The organism is Sphingomonas carotinifaciens (assembly GCF_009789535.1).
Taxonomy (GTDB): domain Bacteria; phylum Pseudomonadota; class Alphaproteobacteria; order Sphingomonadales; family Sphingomonadaceae; genus Sphingomonas; species Sphingomonas carotinifaciens.
This window is the reverse complement of the sequence record NZ_WSUT01000005.1, coordinates 1055173-1070828: the sequence shown is the minus strand read 5'-3', so window position 1 is coordinate 1070828 and position 15656 is coordinate 1055173. Positions and strand designations below refer to the sequence as shown.

Sequence of the window (15656 nt, the reverse complement as noted above, 5' to 3'; positions counted from 1 at the left end):
GCTCCGGCAACAGAACGTCCCCGGCCCTGCCATGTTCAAAGGGGCCGGGGCGAAAACATCGGCTCGGCGTCTACACGTCCAGATTGGCGACGTTCAGCGCATTGTCCTGGATGAACTCGCGCCGCGGCTCGACCACCTCGCCCATCAGGCGCGAGAAGACCTCGTCCGCCGCCGCCACATCGTCGCTGGTCACGCGCAGCATCGAGCGGTTGGACGGGTCCAGCGTCGTTTCCCAAAGCTGCTCGGCATTCATCTCGCCCAGCCCCTTGTAGCGCTGGATCGCCAGGCCTTTGCGCCCCGCCGCCAGGATCGCGTCGAGCAACTGGCTGGGCCGTGCCACGCGCGTCTGGCCGCGGGTCAGCGTGGTGGTCGCCTGCCCGTCTTCGTCGGTCGGCACCGCATCGACCGGCGCCTCGGCACCCGCGGCGCCCCGCATCGGCACCAGCTTGGCCGCCTGCGCGAAGCTGTCCGCCTGCTCGGCCGCCAGTGTATGCAGCTTGCGCGCCTCGGCGGAGACCAGGAAGGTCGCCTCGACGATGTGGTGGTCGGTCACCCCGCGCCACAGCCGCTCGAAATGGACGCCGCCCTCTTCGGTCAGGCGCGCGCTCCACGTCGCCTCGCTGTCGCCCGCATCCAGGCGGCGGGTCACCTCGGCGATCGCATTCTCGCGGCCGCTGCGGTCCAGCATCGGGTCGAGGGCCCCTGCCAGCGCCAGTACCTCGACGATCGCGGGGTCGTAGCGCCGCGGCACGTAGCGCATCAGCGTGCGCATCCGCCGCGCATGATCGGCCAGCGCCTTCAGGTCCTGGCCCGAGCGCGTGCCCGTGGCCCCTTCCAGCATCATCGTGCCCACGCCGCCCTCGACCAGATATTCGTCCAGCGCCGCCTCGTCCTTCAGATAGACCTCCGACCGCCCCTTGGTCGCCTTGTAGAGCGGCGGCTGCGCGATGAAGAGGTGCCCGCGCTCGATCAGCTCGGGCATCTGGCGATAGAAGAAGGTCAGCAGCAGCGTGCGGATATGCGCGCCGTCGACATCGGCATCGGTCATGATGACGACCTTGTGATAGCGCAGCTTGTCGGCGTTGAAATCCTCGCGGCCGATGCCGGTGCCCATCGCCTGGATCAGCGTACCGATCTCCTTGGACGAGATCATCCGGTCGAAGCGCGCCCGCTCGGTATTCAGGATCTTGCCGCGAAGCGGCAGGATCGCCTGGAAATGCCGGTCGCGGCCCTGCTTGGCCGATCCGCCTGCAGAATCACCCTCCACCAGGAACAGCTCGGACTTGGCCGGGTCCTTTTCCTGGCAGTCGGCCAGCTTGCCGGGCAGGCTGGCGATATCCATCACGCCCTTGCGCCGGGTCAGTTCGCGCGCCTTCTTGGCCGCTTCGCGCGCCGCGGCGGCATCGATCACCTTGGCGATGATCGATCGGGCATGGGCGGGATTCTCCTCCAGCCATTCCGCCAGCTTGTCCGCCATCAGGCTTTCCAGCGGCGCGCGCACTTCGGACGAGACCAGCTTATCCTTGGTCTGCGAACTGAACTTCGGATCGGGCAGCTTGACCGAGACGATCGCGGTCAATCCTTCGCGCATGTCGTCGCCGGTCAGCGACACCTTTTCCTTCTTCAAAAGGCCGGACTTGTCGGCATAGGCATTGAGCGTGCGGGTCAGCGCGGCGCGGAACGCGGCGATATGCGTGCCGCCGTCGCGCTGCGGGATGTTGTTGGTGAACGCCAGGACGTTCTCGTAATAGCTGTCGTTCCACTCCAGCGCGACGTCCATGCCGATATAGTCGCGCTGGCCGGTGATCGCGATCGGCTCGGGGATCAGCGCCGCCTTGGTGCGGTCCAGCCACTTCACGAACGCGGCGATCCCGCCCTCGTAGAACAGCTCCACCGTCTTCGGCTCGTCATGGCGCGCATCGGTCAGGAACAGGCGCACCCCGGAATTGAGGAACGCCAGCTCGCGGTAGCGATGCTCCAGCTTCTCGAAGTCGAACTCGGTGATCTTGAAGGTCGAGGGTGAGGGCAGGAAGGTGACCCGCGTGCCCTTCTGCCCCGGCTCGGCCTTGCCGACCACCTTGAGCGGTGCCACCGCATCGCCGTGTGCGAAGCGCATGTAATGCTCCTCGCCGTCGCGCCAGATCGTCAGGTCCAGGAATTCGGACAGCGCGTTCACCACCGACACGCCCACGCCGTGCAGGCCGCCCGACACCTTGTAGGCATTGTCGTCGCTGGTGTTCTCGAACTTACCCCCCGCGTGAAGCTGGGTCATGATGACCTCGGCCGCCGACACGCCCTCTTCGGGGTGGATGCCGGTCGGGATGCCGCGGCCGTTATCGGTGACGCTGACCGACCCGTCGGGGTTCAGCGTGATGTCGATCCGGTCGCAATGTCCCGCCAGCGCCTCGTCGATCGCGTTGTCGCTGACCTCGAACACCATGTGGTGCAGGCCCGATCCATCGTCGGTATCGCCGATATACATGCCCGGCCGCTTGCGCACCGCGTCGAGGCCCTTCAGCACCTTGATCGAGGAGGCGCCGTATTCACTGTTCTGGGGGGTGTCTGCCATGCCAAGCATATAGGGTCTGACGCCTTCGAACGGAAGCAAAATGGCGGTACGTTGCGCGCCTGCAACAAGGGACGATGCGCAGCGTTTACCCGCGCATGACCGACCCCGCCGACCTGCCCCCGCTCCCCTCCCCCGAACGCATCCAGGAACTGCTCTTCGACGCCGCCCGCATCGGCCGCGACGACGTCATCCCCGCCCTCCTGCGCGCCGGTGCCGATATCGAGGGGCAAGACGCCCGCGGCTACACCGCGCTGGTCCTCGCCAGCTACAATGGCCAGCTTTCCACCACAGACTTGCTGCTCGACGAGGGCGCCGCCCCCGACGGGGCCAGCGACGCGCAGGGCAATTCCGCGCTGATGGGCGTCGCGTTCAAGGGCCATGTCGATATCGCCCGCCTGCTGCTCGACCGCGGCGCCGATCCCAATCGCCGCAACCGCGCCGGGCAGACCGCGATCATGACCGCCGCACTGTTCAATCAGACCGCGATCATCGCCCTGCTGCTGGAACGCGGCGCCGATCCGAATGCCACCGACCATGCCGGCAACACCGCCGCCGCGGTCGCCCGGATGCAGGGCAATACCACGCTGGCGGAAATGCTTACTGCCTCATAACGCGATCCGCGTCGCGTCCGCGCCCACGCCCTCGAACAAGGCGGCCTCGGTCCCCGTCATCCACACCTGCCCGCGCCCCTCCAGCCGCGCGAACAGCGCGGCGCGCCGGCCGGGATCGAGATGCGCGGCCACCTCGTCCAGCAACAGCACCGGCGCCGCGCCGCGCCGCGCGGCGGCCAGCTCGGCGTGCGCCAGTACGATGCCCAGCAGCAGCGCCTTCTGCTCGCCGGTCGAACACAGCGCCGCCGCCTGTCCCTTGCCGGCATGGGTGACGATCAGGTCGGCGCGGTGCGGCCCGACCAGCGTGCGCCCCGCCGCGGCATCGCGCCGCCGCCCGGTCATCAACGCATGTGCAAAGGCATCCGCCTCCACCGCCTCGCCGTCCAGCGCCAGCGTCGCGCGCGCGAACAGGTCCGCGGGACCCTCCCTCAGCGTCGCGTCCAGCGCGGTCACCGCCGCATGCCGCGCACCGTCCAGCGCCACGCCATGCTCCACCATCCGCTGCTCCAGCGCCGACAGCCAGCTCGGATCGACCGGCGCATCCTCCCCCAGCAACCGGTTGCGCTCGCGCATCGCCGCCTCGTAGCGCGTCGCGTGCATCCCGTGCGCCGGACTGAGCGCCAGCACCAGCCGGTCCAGGAAGCGCCGCCGCTCGCCCGCCGCCTCCACGAACAATCGGTCCATTGCCGGGGTCAGCCACAGCACGCCCAGCCACTCCGCCAGCGCGTTCGCGCTCGCCGCCGCCCCCTGCACGCGCACCACCCGCCGCTCCGGCGCGGACGCCAGCGCGCCCGTCGCCACCTCCACCCCGTCGGCCAGCGTCGCGGCCACGCCGAAGCCCCCCGCCCCGCCCTGCCGCGCCATCGCCGACAGCGCCGCCCGCCGCAGACCCTTCCCCGGCGCCAGCAGCGACACCGCCTCCAGCACGTTGGTCTTCCCCGCCCCGTTCTCGCCCGTCAGCACGACGAACCCCGTCCCCGGCGCCAGCACAAGGTCGCCGTGATTGCGGAAATCGGTCAGGACGAGGCGGGTCAGCATGCGGTCACCCGGCCCATAACGCGCGCCGCGCCGAAACGGCAAAGGGGCCACCGTCGCCGGCAGCCCCCTTTGTCACGATGGCGGTCGATCAGACGCGCATCGGCATCAGCACGTACAGCGCTGGCGCCGTGTCGCTTTCGCGGATCAGCGTCGGGGCCGCCGCATCGGCCAGATGCACCTCCACCAGATCGCTGTCGATCTGTCCCAGGATGTCGAGCAGGTAGCGGCTGTTGAAGCCGATCTCGAACGGGGTGGAGGTATAGTCGCCCGGCACTTCCTCCGCCGCCGTGCCGTTTTCCGGGCTGGTGACGGACAGGGTGATCCGGTCGCGGTCCAGCGCCATCTTCACCGCACGCGTCTTTTCGGTCGCGATGGTCGACACGCGGTCGACGCCCTCCATGAAGCTCTTGGGGTCCAGCTTCAGGATCTTGTCGTTCGCGGTCGGGATGACGCGGCTGTAATCGGGGAAGGTACCGTCGATCAGCTTGGAGGTCAGGATCGCCTGCCCCAGGTCGAACCGGATCTTGGTGCCCGACAGCGACACGCCGACCGACCCGTCCACCTCGTCGAGCAGCTTGCGCAGTTCGGCGACGCATTTGCGCGGCACGATCACGTCGGGCATGCCGTCCGCGCCCTGCGGCTGCGGCATGGTGACGCGGGCCAGCCGGTGGCCGTCCGTGGCGGCGGCCTTCAGCACCGGCTCGCCGCGATCCTCGGCGACGTGCAGGAAGATACCGTTCAGGTAATAGCGCGTCTCCTCGGTCGAGATCGCGAAGCGCGTCTTGTCGATGATCTGCTTGCAGGTTTCCACCGGCAGCTCGAACTGCGTCGGCAATTCGCCCTCGGCGATGACGGGAAAGTCATCGCGCGGCAGCGTGCCCAGCGAGAAGCGTGCGCGCCCCGCCACGATCGACATGCGCCCGTCCGCCGCGGTCAACTGCACCTGCGACCCTTCGGGCAGCTTGCGGGCGATGTCGAACAGCGTGTGCGCCGACACCGTGGTGGAACCGGGCTGGTCGACCGCCGCCATGACGCTTTCGTTGATCTGCAGGTCCAGGTCGGTCGCCATCATGCGCAGCTGGCCCTCGGCCGTCGCTTCCAGCAGCACGTTCGACAGGATGGGGATGGTGTTGCGGCGCTCCACCACGGACTGGACATGGCTCAGTCCCTTCAGGAGCGTCGCGCGTTCGATTGTCGCCTTCATCGTGATCCCCCCGCCGGAGCGCGGGGGCGTGCCAGAATCACGCCGCCCCCGATTCCGGGTGAAAAATGGCCTTCGTTCCTACCCGCGAAAAAGGGGCCGGAGCAAGGCTCCGACCCCTCCACTTTTCAGGTAAATCCCGCGTTAAAAGCGAAAGCCGAGCCCGGCGACCAGCTGATGGCGCTCGAAATCGCGGTCATAGCCGTCGACGCGGGCATAGTTGGTGTAGCGATACTCGCCCTTCACGAAGCTGTTGATGCCCAGCGCATATTCCAGCCCGGCACCCAGGCGCAGCCCGTCCAGATTGTCCGAACTGCGCAATTCGCCGGCGCCTGCGTCATAGCGCGACTTGATCCGCGCGTTGGAATAACCCGCCTTCACATAGCCCAGCGCCACCGGCGAGATCGCGTAGCCGACGCGCGCACCGGCATACAGATCGCGTGCCATGTTGGTGTCGAGTCGGTCGCCGACCAGCAGCACGCTGTTGCTGCGTGTGTCGGCGGACGAATCGGTCAGCTCGCCCTCGACGCCGACGACCACCGGGCCCATCGCCATGTCGTATCCGACCGCGGCACCGAACAGCAGGCCGTCGCCGCTGCTCGCATCCTGCCCGCCCCCGTCATTGGCATTGTCGTAACCCAGCAGGCCTTCCAGGCGCAGGCCGGTGAACGGCGCGGCGGTCTGTGCCGCGGCGGGCAGCGCGGCGCCCAGCGCGATGGTGACGGCCAGGGCGGAAAGAACGGGTGTACGCATGGGCAACTCCAACAAGGGCGGGACGATATCTGTCCCAAACGGGTACAGGCCCTCATGGCTCCATCCGCGACGCTTTGCATGAACCTCAGCTAAACGGCGAAATGCGTTGCCAATGCGCCACACTCCGCGCCATGCCCCGCCGCATGGCCTATCGCCGGCTTCTTCTTTGCCTGCTGCTGGTCGCCGCGGCGCCGCCGTCGGCGCGCGAAACCATCGGCGTGTTCGGCGGCTGGGGTGCCTTTCGCCAGGGGCCGAACTGCTACGCCATCGCCCGCCCCGTTGTCGCGCAGGGGCGGGTCGGCGGCTATGCCGGCATCGGCACCTGGCCTGGCAAGGGCTTGCGCGCCTCGCTCCATCTCCATCTCAGCCGCCGGCGCGCGCCCGACCGGCCCGTCACCCTCAGCGTCGCCGGCCGCCGCTTTCCGCTCGTCGGCACCGCCACCGACCTTTGGGCGCCCGACGCGCCCACCGACCGCGCCGCCGTCGCCGCCCTCCGCTCCGCCCGCGCGATGAGCGTCGAGGCGGTCGACACCCGCCACCGCCCCTTTGCCGACACCTATGCGCTCGCGGGCGCCGCCACCGCGATCGACGCCGCAACGCTGGCCTGCGTCGCCCGCTAGCGAACGGCCCCTTTTTACGCTATATAGGCGCCCATGCAGACAGCTTCGGCCGCCCCCATGCCCATTCCCGGGCACATCGATCCCGTGCCCGTCCCCCGCGGCGTGCAGTCGCGTCCCGATGGACGCGTCGACCTGATCGGCCTGACCAGGGACCAGTTGCGCGAGGCGTTGCTGTCCGCGGGCATGGAGCCGCGTCAGGCCAAGCTGCGCGGCAAGCAGATCTGGCACTGGCTCTACAATCGCGGCGCTACCGATTTCTCGCAGATGACCGACATCGCCAAGGCGCAGCATCCATGGCTGGCCGAGCGTTTCGCCATCTCGCGCCCGGAGGTGGTGGAAGCGCAGGTCTCGTCGGACGGCACCCGCAAATGGCTGCTCCGTTCCGCCGACGGCCAGGATTACGAGGCGGTGTTCATCCCCGACGCCGACCGCGGCACGCTGTGCGTGTCGAGCCAGGTCGGCTGCACGCTGAACTGCCGTTTCTGCCACACCGGCACGATGCGCCTGGTGCGCAACCTGACCGCGGGCGAGATCGTCGGACAGGTCATGCTGGCGCGCGACGCGCTCGGCGAATGGCCCAGCCAGCCCGAGGGGCGGATGCTCACCAACATCGTCATGATGGGCATGGGCGAGCCGCTTTATAACTTCGATGCCGTGCGCGACGCGCTGAAGCTCGTCATGGACGGCGACGGCCTTGCCCTGTCGAAGCGTCGCATCACCCTGTCGACCAGCGGCGTCGTGCCGATGATGGCGCGCGTCGGCGAGGAGATCGGCGTGAACCTCGCCGTCTCGCTCCACGCGGTGACGAAGGACGTGCGCGACGAGATCGTGCCGCTCAACAAGAAATACGGCATCGAGGAACTGTTGCAGGCGTGCGCCGACTATCCCGGCGCCAACAATGCCCGGCGCATCACGTTCGAATATGTGATGCTCAAGGACAAGAATGATTCGGAGGCCGACGCCCACGAGCTCGTTCGCCTGCTGCGCCACTACAAGCTGCCCGCCAAGGTCAACCTGATCCCCTTCAATCCCTGGCCGGGTGCGGATTACGAATGTTCCACGCCGGAGCGTATCCGCCGCTTCTCCGACATCGTGTTCGAGGCCGGTATCTCCGCGCCGGTGCGCACGCCGCGCGGCCGCGACATCGACGCCGCCTGCGGGCAGCTCAAGACCGCCGCCGAGAAGAAGAGCCGCGCCCAGCTCGACCGCGAGGCCGAGGAGAAGATGGCCGCGCTCGCCGACTAGATCGGGCAAGACATTCCGCCCCATTGCAACCGACCGGCCGCGCGGGCAGTTAATGGGGTGTCACCGGCCAATATAGGCCGGGGCACCGCATGGAGACGATGATGACCAAGCTACTCGCCGCCGGGCTGTTGCTCGGTGCCCTCGCCGCCGCCCCTGCCGCGGCAAACGACCACAGCGTCCGGATCGACCATCACGCCGGTCCCGTCGATGCCCGCTACAGCGCGATAACCAAGGTCGCGCACAAGCAGGTCGGTGCCGTCGTACCCGGCGGCCGCGCCTCGACGCTGCGCTGCGCCTGGTCGGCGGGCGTGACCGTCGATCGCGAGGCACGCCTGCCGTCCGGCGCGACGATGACCCGCTCGATCCACCGCGACGACGTGATCGCCGGCAGCCGCCCCGGCTGGTGCTCCGCGCAGCGCGCGGCGATCAACGAGGAAGTCGCCAGCCGCACCGGCCAGATCCGCGACCACATGCTGGCCGTCGCACAGGAGGACAAGGCCGAGCTGCACGCCGAACTCGACCGGCTGCACGGCCCCACCCGCACCGGCTGACCTCCCATAACCCACTCTTCCCATTCGGGGAGAGTGGTGCTGGGTCGGCCATGCCCCCTTGCGCGCCGTCCGATAACGCCCCACTCGGGCGCGCATGACCGTGATCGAAGCCGCCGTCCTCGCCGCCGCTGCCGGCCTGCTCGGGGGCGCGATGAACGCACTGGCCGGCGGCGGCACCTTTGCCACCATGCCGACCCTGATCGCGCTCGGCCTGCCCTCCCCCATCGCCAACGCCACCTCCAACGTCGCGTTGCAACCCGGCGCGATCGCCAGTGCCTGGACCTACCGCCATGGCCTGGCGCCACTCGGCGGCCTGTCGGTGCGCCTGCTCAGCGCGGTCACCTTTGTCGGCGGCATCGTCGGCAGCCTGCTGCTCGTCTCCACCCCGACGCGGGTGTTCGACATCGTCATCCCCTGGCTGCTGCTCGTCGCGACCCTGGCGATCGGCATCGGCCCGCGCGCCGCGGTCTGGCTGCAGGCGCGCACCACGATCGGCCCGCGCACCCTGATCGCGGCGCAGGGGATGCTGGGCATCTATGGCGGCTATTTCGGCGGCGGCGTCGGGCTGATGATGACCGCGACCTATGGGCTGCTGGCGGGTGCCGCGCCGCACCAGATGATGGCGCCGCGCACGCTGATGCTGGCGATGGCCAATGCCGCCGCGACGCTGATCTTCGTGCTGTCCGGCATGGTGCGCTGGCATGCCTGCGTGCCGATGCTGCTGGGCGCGGTCCTTGGCGGCTGGCTGGGCGCGCGGGTCGGTCAGCGGCTGTCGCCCGGCCTGATCCGCGGCTGGACGCTGCTGATCACCGCGGTGACGACCATCGTCTTCTTCTACCGGGCCTACACCTGAGTCAGCCCGGCCGACGCATGTGGAACGGCGCACCCGGCTCGAAATAGTCGCTCGGCCCGCCCCCGCGCAGGATCGGCCGCGCCCGCGTCGTCTGGTACACCCCGTCCTCGATCATCGCGGCGTCGATATGGATGCCCACCGCCTCGCCGATCACCAGCCACTGGTCGATTGGTTCGCCCTCCTTCGTCTCCAGACGGATCAACTGGGTCAGCCGGCATTCGAAGCTGACCGGCGCGGCCGCCACCCGCGGCGCATCCACCATCCGGCCGCCCGCGACCTCCAGCCCGGCCAGCGCGAACTCGTCCACCTCCGGCGCGGCGACCGCCGCGCTGGCATTCATCGCCTCGGCCAGGTCCCGCGTCGCCAGGTTCCAGGTGAACACGCCGGTCGCTGCGATATTGTCGACCGAATCCTTCCACCCCTGCGACGAAAATCCCAGCAGTGGCGGGCGATAGGCCAGCAGGTTGAAGAAGCTGTACGGCGCCAGATTGCGCACGCCGCTTGCCGAGACGCTACCGATCCAGCCGATCGGCCGCGGTGCCACGATCGCGTTCAACGGATCATGCGCCAGCCCATGCCCCTGCGCGGGTTCGTAGAAATGCCATGCGGTCGTCATGGCTTTGCTGCTACACGGATGCGATGGACAGCGATACCGGCCCCCATGTCATCCCCCAGGTGGTTCGGCGCCACCGGCTGGCGACGCGGCTCTGGCACTGGGTGAACGCGGTCGCGGTACTGATCCTGCTCGGCTCCGGCCTCGGCATATCGAACGCGCATCCCCGACTCTACTGGGGGCGATACGGCGCCAATTTCGATCATGCCTGGGCGCAACTGCCGCGCTTTCCCGCGTGGATCACCATTCCCGCCAACTACAACCTCGCCATTTCGCGCCGCTGGCACCTGTTCTTCGCGATCGTGCTGGGCTTCGGCCTGCTCGCCTTCATGATCGCCAGCCTCCTCAACCGCCATTTCGCCCGCGACCTGCGCGTGCGGCGAACCGAGCTGCGCCCCCGCCACCTTCTCGCCGACCTGCGCCGCCACCTGGCGCTCCGCTTCCACGATCCCGACTCCCCGCGCGACTACAACCTCTTTCAAAAGCTCAGCTATGTCGCGATCCTCTTTCTTGCCTTGCCCCTCGCCATCTTCACCGGCATCGCGCTGTCCCCCGCGATGAACGCGGCCTGGCCCTGGCTGCTGGAGGTGTTCGGCGGGCGACAGTCGGCGCGATCGATCCACTTCATCGCCGCGGTGGCGATCGGCCTGTTCACCGTGGTCCATCTCGCGCTCGTCATCCTCGCCGGTGTGGGCAACGAGATGCGGTCGATGATCACCGGCCGCTGGCGGGTGCCCGCCGAATGATCGCCCGCCGCTCGCTCCTGACCGGCGGCGCCGGCCTGCTTCTCGCCGGCTGCGACCGTGTCGTCCAGAACCCCACCGCAAGGCGGATCCTGTTCGCCGGCGAGGATATGCAGCGCGGGCTCCAGCGCGCCCTGTCCGACCGCGCCGCGCTCGCGCCCGAATTCCGGCCCGACCAGATGTCGCCGATCTTTCGCGCCAACGGCACGCACAATCCCGGCACGCCCGAATATGCCGCACTGGCGCAAAACAATTTCGCCGACTGGCGCCTGGCTGTCGGCGGCCTCGTCGATACGCCGCGCCGCTTCACGCTTGCCCAACTCCGCACGATGCCCGCGCGTACCCAGATCACCCGCCACGATTGCGTCGAGGGGTGGAGCGCGATCGGCCAGTGGACCGGCCCGCTGCTCGGCACCGTGCTGAAGGCGGCGGGCGTGCGCCGCTCGGCGCGCTACGTCGTCTTCCACTGCGCCGATCTGTTCGGCGGCATCCCCTATTATGAATCGATCGACATGGTGGATGCCTTCCACTCGCAGACGATCCTCGCCTGGGGCATGAACGGCCATATGCTCGACGTCGCGCACGGGGCACCTTTGCGCCTGCGTGTCGAGCGGCAGCTGGGCTACAAGCACGCCAAATATCTGATGCGGATCGATGCTGTTGCCTCCCTGGACGGCATCGGGCTCGGCAAGGGCGGTTACTGGGAGGATCATGTCGATTATGATTGGTATGCAGGTATTTAGGGCAGCACCCCTTGCCTGACCCCACTCCCGGACAGTAGCACGCCCGCCATGGCGCTCATCGATCTTTTCCTTTCGCGAGCGGTCAAGCGCGGCCGCCTCACCCTCACCCACCATAATGGCAAGACGCGGACCTTCGGCACCCCCGATCCCGCTTTCCCCGACGTCGCGATCCGCTTCATGGACTCGCGCGTCGCCGGCGAGATCGTCCGCAATCCTGCGCTCGCTGCCGGCGAAACCTATATGAACGGCCGCCTGACCGTGGAGGGCGACGACGTTCGCCAGTTGGTCGAGCTGCTGACCGCGAACGACAAGTGGGAGGATGGCGCCCAGCGCCTCAATCCCTCGCTCGCCGTCCGTGCCTTTGGCGCGGTCAAGCACCGCGTCGACCGCATCAACATGGAGCGCCGCTCCAAGAAGAATGTCGCCCACCACTACGATCTCTCGGGCAAGCTCTACGAACTTTTCCTCGACGCCGACCGGCAATATAGCTGCGCCTATTACACAGACCCGTCGAACAGCCTTGAAAAAGCGCAGGCCGACAAGAAGGCGCATATCGCCGCCAAGCTGGCGCTGAAGCCCGGCCACAAGGTCCTCGACATCGGCTGCGGCTGGGGTGGCCTTGCGCTCTACCTGCACGAGAAGACCGGCGCGGAGGTCCTCGGCGTTACCCTGTCGGAAGAACAGTTGAAGGTCGCCCGCGCCCGTGCCGAGGCGGCCGGTGTCGCCGACAAGGTGCGCTTCGAGCTGATCGACTATCGCCGGGTGGAAGGGCAGTTCGACCGCATCGTCTCGGTCGGCATGTTCGAACATGTCGGCCCGCCGCAATACCGCACCTTCTTCACCAAGTGCCGCGACCTGCTGACCCCGGACGGGGTGATGCTGATGCACACCATCGGCCGGCTGAACGGCCCCGGCGTCACCGACGACTGGACGACAAAATATATCTTCCCGGGCGGCTACAATCCGGCCCTGTCGGAGATTGTCCGCGCCAATGAGGGCCTGCGCTTCTTCCTCACCGACGTGGAGGTGCTGCGCTGCCATTATGGCTGGACGCTGGACGAATGGTACGACCGCGCCATGGCCGCGCGTGACGAGATCGTCGCGCTTTACGACGAACGCTTCTTCCGCATGTGGACCTTCTACCTGGCGGGCGCAGGCGCCGCCTTCCGCAACGGCGGCCTGTGCAACTACCAGGTCCAGCTCACCCGCAGCCGCCTCTCCGTCCCTGTCACCCGCGACTATATGTTCGAGGAAGAACGCCGTTTGCGGGGGTAAGTAGTCCCTCTCCCCTCCGGGGAGAGGGAGGGCCCCGCCGCGCAAGCGGTGGGAGGGTGAGGGGTGCCGCGGACGATGCGCTGCTTGGCGCCCCCTCACCCTCCCCACGGCTGATGCCGCGGGTCCCCTCCCTCTCCCAAGGGGGAGAGGGTGACCTCACCTCAAATCCGCGCCATTTTCGGCGCCAGCCGCCGAATATCCAGCGCATTGACCCCAGCGAGCGACACCGGCCCGAAGCCGTCACCGGTTTCCACCACGATCCCATCCGGCGTCGCGCGCACCACGGTCCACGGCACCTCGCGCACCGCGATTGCCTTGCCGCGCCGCTTGATCGCCGCGACGCGCCCATCGGTCGCCACCGCCAGCGCACCCAGCCCGTCCGCACCGACGACCGCCCCGGCCACCGCGAAGCCCGACAAGGCGCCTTCCGCCGCCGCCGCCGCATCCTCCGGCGTGCCCACCTTGGGATCGCGACGTTTGGCGACGATCAGCCACCCGACACCGGCCAGCACGACGATTCCCGCCGCGCTGCCCGCGCCGATCGCAATCAGGCTCATTTTCCGCTCGCGAGCATGTCCAGCGTCGGCTTGAGGCCCGACAGGTCGTATCCGGCGTCCTCCGCCTGCCGCACCAACAAGTCGGGATTGCGCCCCGCCTTGGCGGCGGCCAGCGCCCACAGATTGCAACTGCGCGTGCCCGACCGGCAATAGGCCAGAACCGGACCATCGGCGGCGACCAGCGCCGCGGCCATCTCGTCCACCATCTCGTGGCTGAAGCCGCCCTGCCCCACCGGAATCGCGGTATAGGCGAGGCCGTGATCCTCCGCGGCGGCGCGGATCGCATCGCCGGTCGGCTGGCCGGGCTGCTCGCCATCGGGGCGGTTGTTGACGATCGCGACATAGCCCGCGGCCTTGATCGCGGCCACGTCCTCGGGCGCGATCTGGGGGGCGACGGCGACGCTTTCGTTGAGCACACGGATCATGCCGTTCACCTAGTCGCCAGACCGCTCCACCGCAACGGCCACTGCGGAGGAAAGATCGATCAGGCCGCCTCGCGGATCACGTCCAGAAACGCGTCGCCATAAGCATCCAGCTTGCGCGCGCCGACGCCCGTCAGCATCGACAGCGCGGTGCGATCGGCCGGCTTCTGCGCCGCCATGTCGCGCAGTACCGAATCGTGAAAGATGACATAGGGGGGCACACCCGCCGCCTGCGCCAGCTCGCGCCGCTTCGCGCGCAGCGCCTCGAACAGCGGATTGTCCGCCGGGTCGGACGCCGCCGTCGCCGCGCGCCGGCCCTTGCGCTCGCGCTTGGGCGGGATCACCAGCGACAACCGCGCCTCGCCCTTCAGCAACGCCCTCGCCGCCGGCCCGAACTCCAGCCCGCCATGCGGATTGGTGCGCAGCGCATCGCGCAGCAGCAGCGCACGGTGCACCGGCTTCACCAGCGCCAGCTCGTCGCCATCGATGATGTTCCACACCGACAGCGCCTCATGCCCGTTCATCAGGCTGCGTTCGGTCGACTGGCCGGTCAGCACCTGCTCGATATAGCCCGCGCCGAACATCTGCCCGGTGCGAAACACCGCCGAGAGAAACTTCTGCGCCGTCGTCGTCGCGTCCACCGCGTCGGGCGATCCCAGGCAGTTATCGCAATTGCCGCAATCCTCGGCCAGCTCCTCGCCGAAATGGCGCAGCAGGATGCGGCGGCGGCATCCGCCCGTCTCCACCAATGCCCCCAGCGCCGCCAGCCGCGCCCGCTCCCCGGCCTGCCGCTCGGGCTCCACCTCGGCCATGCGCTGCCGCGCCCGAGCAAAATCCTCCGCGCCCCAGAACAGATGCGCGACGGAGGGGTCGCCGTCACGCCCGGCGCGGCCCGTTTCCTGATAATAGGCCTCGATCGATTTGGGCAGGCCGGCATGCGCGACGAAACGGACGTCGGGCTTGTCGATCCCCATGCCGAACGCGACGGTGGCGCAGATCACCATGTCTTCGGATGCGACGAAATCCGCCTGATTCTTCGCGCGCACCGCCGGGTCCAGCCCCGCATGATAGGCGCGCACCGGCCGCCCGGTCCGCCCCAGCGCCTCCGCCAACTTCTCGGTCGCCGCGCGCGTCTGCGCATAGACGATGCCCGGCCCACGCGTTTCCGCCACCAGCCGGGCAATCTGCACGTTGACGTTCGCCTTGGGGCTGATCGCATAGCGGATGTTGGGCCGGTCGAAGCCGGAGACGATCATCCCCTCTTCCGGGATGCCCAGCTGCTTGGCGATGTCGGCGCGAGTGTGCGCATCCGCCGTCGCGGTCAGCGCCAGGCGCGGCACGTCCGGAAACGCATCCATCAGCGGTTCGAGCAGGCGGTAGTCGGGCCGGAAATCATGCCCCCATTCGCTGACGCAGTGCGCCTCGTCGATCGCGAACAGGCTCAGCTTCGCGCTGCCCAGCAACTCGCGGAAATGCATCGCGGAGGCACGCTCGGGCGCGACATAGAGCAGGTCGAGCTGCCCGTCGCGGAAGCGCGCCACCGTCTCCGCCCGGTTCTGGTCGACCGAGGTCAGCGTCGCCGCGCGGATGCCGACCGCCTCGGCCGCGCGCAACTGGTCGTGCATCAGCGCGATCAGCGGGCTGACCACGACGCAGCACCCGTCCATCATGACTGAGGGCAATTGGTAACAGAGCGACTTGCCCGCGCCCGTCGGCATCACCGCCAGCGTGCGCTCGCCCGCCAGTACCCGGCCGACCACATCGGCCTGGACGCCGCGAAACGCCGGATAGCCGAACACGCGCTGCAGTGTGGGAAGGGGATCGACCGCCATCGCCGGCGATGTAGTGGACCTGTCGCCACA

At 68.5% G+C, this 15656-nt stretch carries 16 protein-coding genes; 8 read left to right on the top strand and 8 right to left on the bottom strand.

What is annotated here, in order from left to right; genetic code table 11:
* Positions 1–70: 70 nt before the first annotated feature.
* Entirely contained in the window at positions 71–2578 is a 2508-nt protein-coding gene (gene gyrB, locus GQR91_RS07090) for a DNA topoisomerase (ATP-hydrolyzing) subunit B (protein ID WP_375781573.1), read from the bottom strand.
* A 65-nt stretch (positions 2579–2643) separates the two neighbouring features.
* Here gyrB and GQR91_RS07085 point away from each other — a divergent pair, with 65 nt between their 5' ends.
* Positions 2644–3180 (top strand): ankyrin repeat domain-containing protein, encoded by a 537-nt coding sequence (locus GQR91_RS07085; protein WP_249042522.1) that lies wholly within the window; start codon positions 2644–2646, stop codon positions 3178–3180.
* Here the strand turns inward: GQR91_RS07085 and recF are convergent.
* From recF to GQR91_RS07070, 3 genes are all read right to left on the bottom strand, one after another.
* Complete coding sequence (gene recF / locus GQR91_RS07080) at positions 3175–4218, bottom strand: DNA replication/repair protein RecF (protein WP_149682280.1); 1044 nt, start codon at positions 4216–4218, stop codon at positions 3175–3177. The genes GQR91_RS07085 and recF overlap by 6 nt on opposite strands.
* 88 nt (positions 4219–4306) lie before the next feature.
* Complete coding sequence (gene dnaN, locus GQR91_RS07075; RefSeq protein ID WP_112381905.1) at positions 4307–5422, bottom strand: DNA polymerase III subunit beta; 1116 nt, start codon at positions 5420–5422, stop codon at positions 4307–4309.
* 141 nt (positions 5423–5563) lie between these two features.
* Positions 5564–6172 carry an outer membrane protein gene (locus GQR91_RS07070; RefSeq protein WP_112381904.1) on the bottom strand — a complete coding sequence of 203 codons (609 nt, stop codon included), beginning with the start codon at positions 6170–6172 and terminating at the stop codon, positions 5564–5566.
* Positions 6173–6303: 131 nt separating this feature from the next.
* Between GQR91_RS07070 and GQR91_RS07065 the strand changes: the two genes are divergently transcribed.
* The 4 genes from GQR91_RS07065 (at position 6304) to GQR91_RS07050 (ending at position 9441) form a co-directional block, all read left to right on the top strand.
* Positions 6304–6792, top strand: a complete 489-nt coding sequence (locus tag GQR91_RS07065; RefSeq protein ID WP_235904008.1) for a hypothetical protein — start codon at positions 6304–6306, stop codon at positions 6790–6792.
* Positions 6793–6825: 33 nt separating this feature from the next.
* Positions 6826–8037 carry a dual-specificity RNA methyltransferase RlmN gene (gene rlmN / locus GQR91_RS07060; protein ID WP_149682281.1) on the top strand — a complete coding sequence of 404 codons (1212 nt, stop codon included), beginning with the start codon at positions 6826–6828 and terminating at the stop codon, positions 8035–8037.
* Positions 8038–8135: 98 nt separating this feature from the next.
* The gene (locus GQR91_RS07055) at positions 8136–8588 is read left to right on the top strand and encodes a hypothetical protein (RefSeq protein WP_160146761.1); all 453 of its coding nucleotides are present in this window, start codon (positions 8136–8138) and stop codon (positions 8586–8588) included.
* 94 nt (positions 8589–8682) lie between these two features.
* Complete coding sequence (locus tag GQR91_RS07050) at positions 8683–9441, top strand: sulfite exporter TauE/SafE family protein (RefSeq protein ID WP_149682284.1); 759 nt, start codon at positions 8683–8685, stop codon at positions 9439–9441.
* A 1-nt stretch (position 9442) separates the two neighbouring features.
* Here the strand turns inward: GQR91_RS07050 and GQR91_RS07045 are convergent, their stop codons facing one another.
* The gene (locus tag GQR91_RS07045; protein ID WP_149682285.1) at positions 9443–10057 is read right to left on the bottom strand and encodes a flavin reductase family protein; all 615 of its coding nucleotides are present in this window, start codon (positions 10055–10057) and stop codon (positions 9443–9445) included.
* Between the two features lie 23 nt (positions 10058–10080).
* Here GQR91_RS07045 and GQR91_RS07040 point away from each other — a divergent pair, with 23 nt between their 5' ends.
* Genes GQR91_RS07040 through GQR91_RS07030 form a run of 3 tightly spaced genes read left to right on the top strand, consistent with a single transcriptional unit; the run spans position 10081 to position 12815 of the window.
* A complete protein-coding gene (locus GQR91_RS07040) occupies positions 10081–10800 on the top strand; it encodes a cytochrome b/b6 domain-containing protein (RefSeq protein WP_149682286.1) in 720 nt (239 codons plus the stop codon).
* Positions 10797–11540: a molybdopterin-dependent oxidoreductase gene (locus GQR91_RS07035; RefSeq protein ID WP_149682287.1), complete on the top strand. Its 744-nt coding sequence runs from the start codon at positions 10797–10799 to the stop codon at positions 11538–11540. Before GQR91_RS07040 ends, GQR91_RS07035 begins: the two co-directional genes overlap by 4 nt.
* 48 nt (positions 11541–11588) lie before the next feature.
* The gene (locus tag GQR91_RS07030; RefSeq protein WP_149682288.1) at positions 11589–12815 is read left to right on the top strand and encodes an SAM-dependent methyltransferase; all 1227 of its coding nucleotides are present in this window, start codon (positions 11589–11591) and stop codon (positions 12813–12815) included.
* A gap of 161 nt (positions 12816–12976) precedes the next feature.
* Here the strand turns inward: GQR91_RS07030 and GQR91_RS07025 are convergent, their stop codons facing one another.
* From GQR91_RS07025 to recQ, 3 genes are read right to left on the bottom strand one after another with little or no spacing between them, the layout of a single operon-like run.
* A complete protein-coding gene (locus GQR91_RS07025; RefSeq protein WP_149682289.1) occupies positions 12977–13372 on the bottom strand; it encodes a hypothetical protein in 396 nt (131 codons plus the stop codon).
* Positions 13369–13797 (bottom strand): protein tyrosine phosphatase family protein, encoded by a 429-nt coding sequence (locus GQR91_RS07020; RefSeq protein WP_112381895.1) that lies wholly within the window; start codon positions 13795–13797, stop codon positions 13369–13371. Before GQR91_RS07020 ends, GQR91_RS07025 begins: the two co-directional genes overlap by 4 nt.
* Before the next feature lie 59 nt (positions 13798–13856).
* Complete coding sequence (recQ, locus tag GQR91_RS07015) at positions 13857–15626, bottom strand: DNA helicase RecQ (protein WP_149682290.1); 1770 nt, start codon at positions 15624–15626, stop codon at positions 13857–13859.
* Positions 15627–15656 lie beyond the last annotated feature (30 nt).

Excerpts from the sequence above, each read along its gene's own strand:
- GQR91_RS07040 (WP_149682286.1), top strand. The coding sequence starts at position 10,081 with ATGGACAGCGATACCGGCCCCCATGTCATCCCCCAGGTGGTTCGGCGC.
- GQR91_RS07020 (WP_112381895.1), bottom strand. The coding sequence starts at position 13,797 with ATGATCCGTGTGCTCAACGAAAGCGTCGCCGTCGCCCCCCAGATCGCG.
- GQR91_RS07070 (WP_112381904.1), bottom strand. The coding sequence starts at position 6,172 with ATGCGTACACCCGTTCTTTCCGCCCTGGCCGTCACCATCGCGCTGGGC.
- recF (WP_149682280.1), bottom strand. The coding sequence starts at position 4,218 with ATGCTGACCCGCCTCGTCCTGACCGATTTCCGCAATCACGGCGACCTT.
- GQR91_RS07055 (WP_160146761.1), top strand. The coding sequence starts at position 8,136 with ATGATGACCAAGCTACTCGCCGCCGGGCTGTTGCTCGGTGCCCTCGCC.
- recQ (WP_149682290.1), bottom strand. The coding sequence starts at position 15,626 with ATGGCGGTCGATCCCCTTCCCACACTGCAGCGCGTGTTCGGCTATCCG.
- GQR91_RS07045 (WP_149682285.1), bottom strand. The coding sequence starts at position 10,057 with ATGACGACCGCATGGCATTTCTACGAACCCGCGCAGGGGCATGGGCTG.
- GQR91_RS07035 (WP_149682287.1), top strand. The coding sequence starts at position 10,797 with ATGATCGCCCGCCGCTCGCTCCTGACCGGCGGCGCCGGCCTGCTTCTC.
- GQR91_RS07025 (WP_149682289.1), bottom strand. The coding sequence starts at position 13,372 with ATGAGCCTGATTGCGATCGGCGCGGGCAGCGCGGCGGGAATCGTCGTG.
- rlmN (WP_149682281.1), top strand. The coding sequence starts at position 6,826 with ATGCAGACAGCTTCGGCCGCCCCCATGCCCATTCCCGGGCACATCGAT.
- GQR91_RS07050 (WP_149682284.1), top strand. The coding sequence starts at position 8,683 with ATGACCGTGATCGAAGCCGCCGTCCTCGCCGCCGCTGCCGGCCTGCTC.
- GQR91_RS07065 (WP_235904008.1), top strand. The coding sequence starts at position 6,304 with ATGCCCCGCCGCATGGCCTATCGCCGGCTTCTTCTTTGCCTGCTGCTG.
- GQR91_RS07085 (WP_249042522.1), top strand. The coding sequence starts at position 2,644 with ATGCGCAGCGTTTACCCGCGCATGACCGACCCCGCCGACCTGCCCCCG.
- gyrB (WP_375781573.1), bottom strand. The coding sequence starts at position 2,578 with ATGCTTGGCATGGCAGACACCCCCCAGAACAGTGAATACGGCGCCTCC.
- GQR91_RS07030 (WP_149682288.1), top strand. The coding sequence starts at position 11,589 with ATGGCGCTCATCGATCTTTTCCTTTCGCGAGCGGTCAAGCGCGGCCGC.
- dnaN (WP_112381905.1), bottom strand. The coding sequence starts at position 5,422 with ATGAAGGCGACAATCGAACGCGCGACGCTCCTGAAGGGACTGAGCCAT.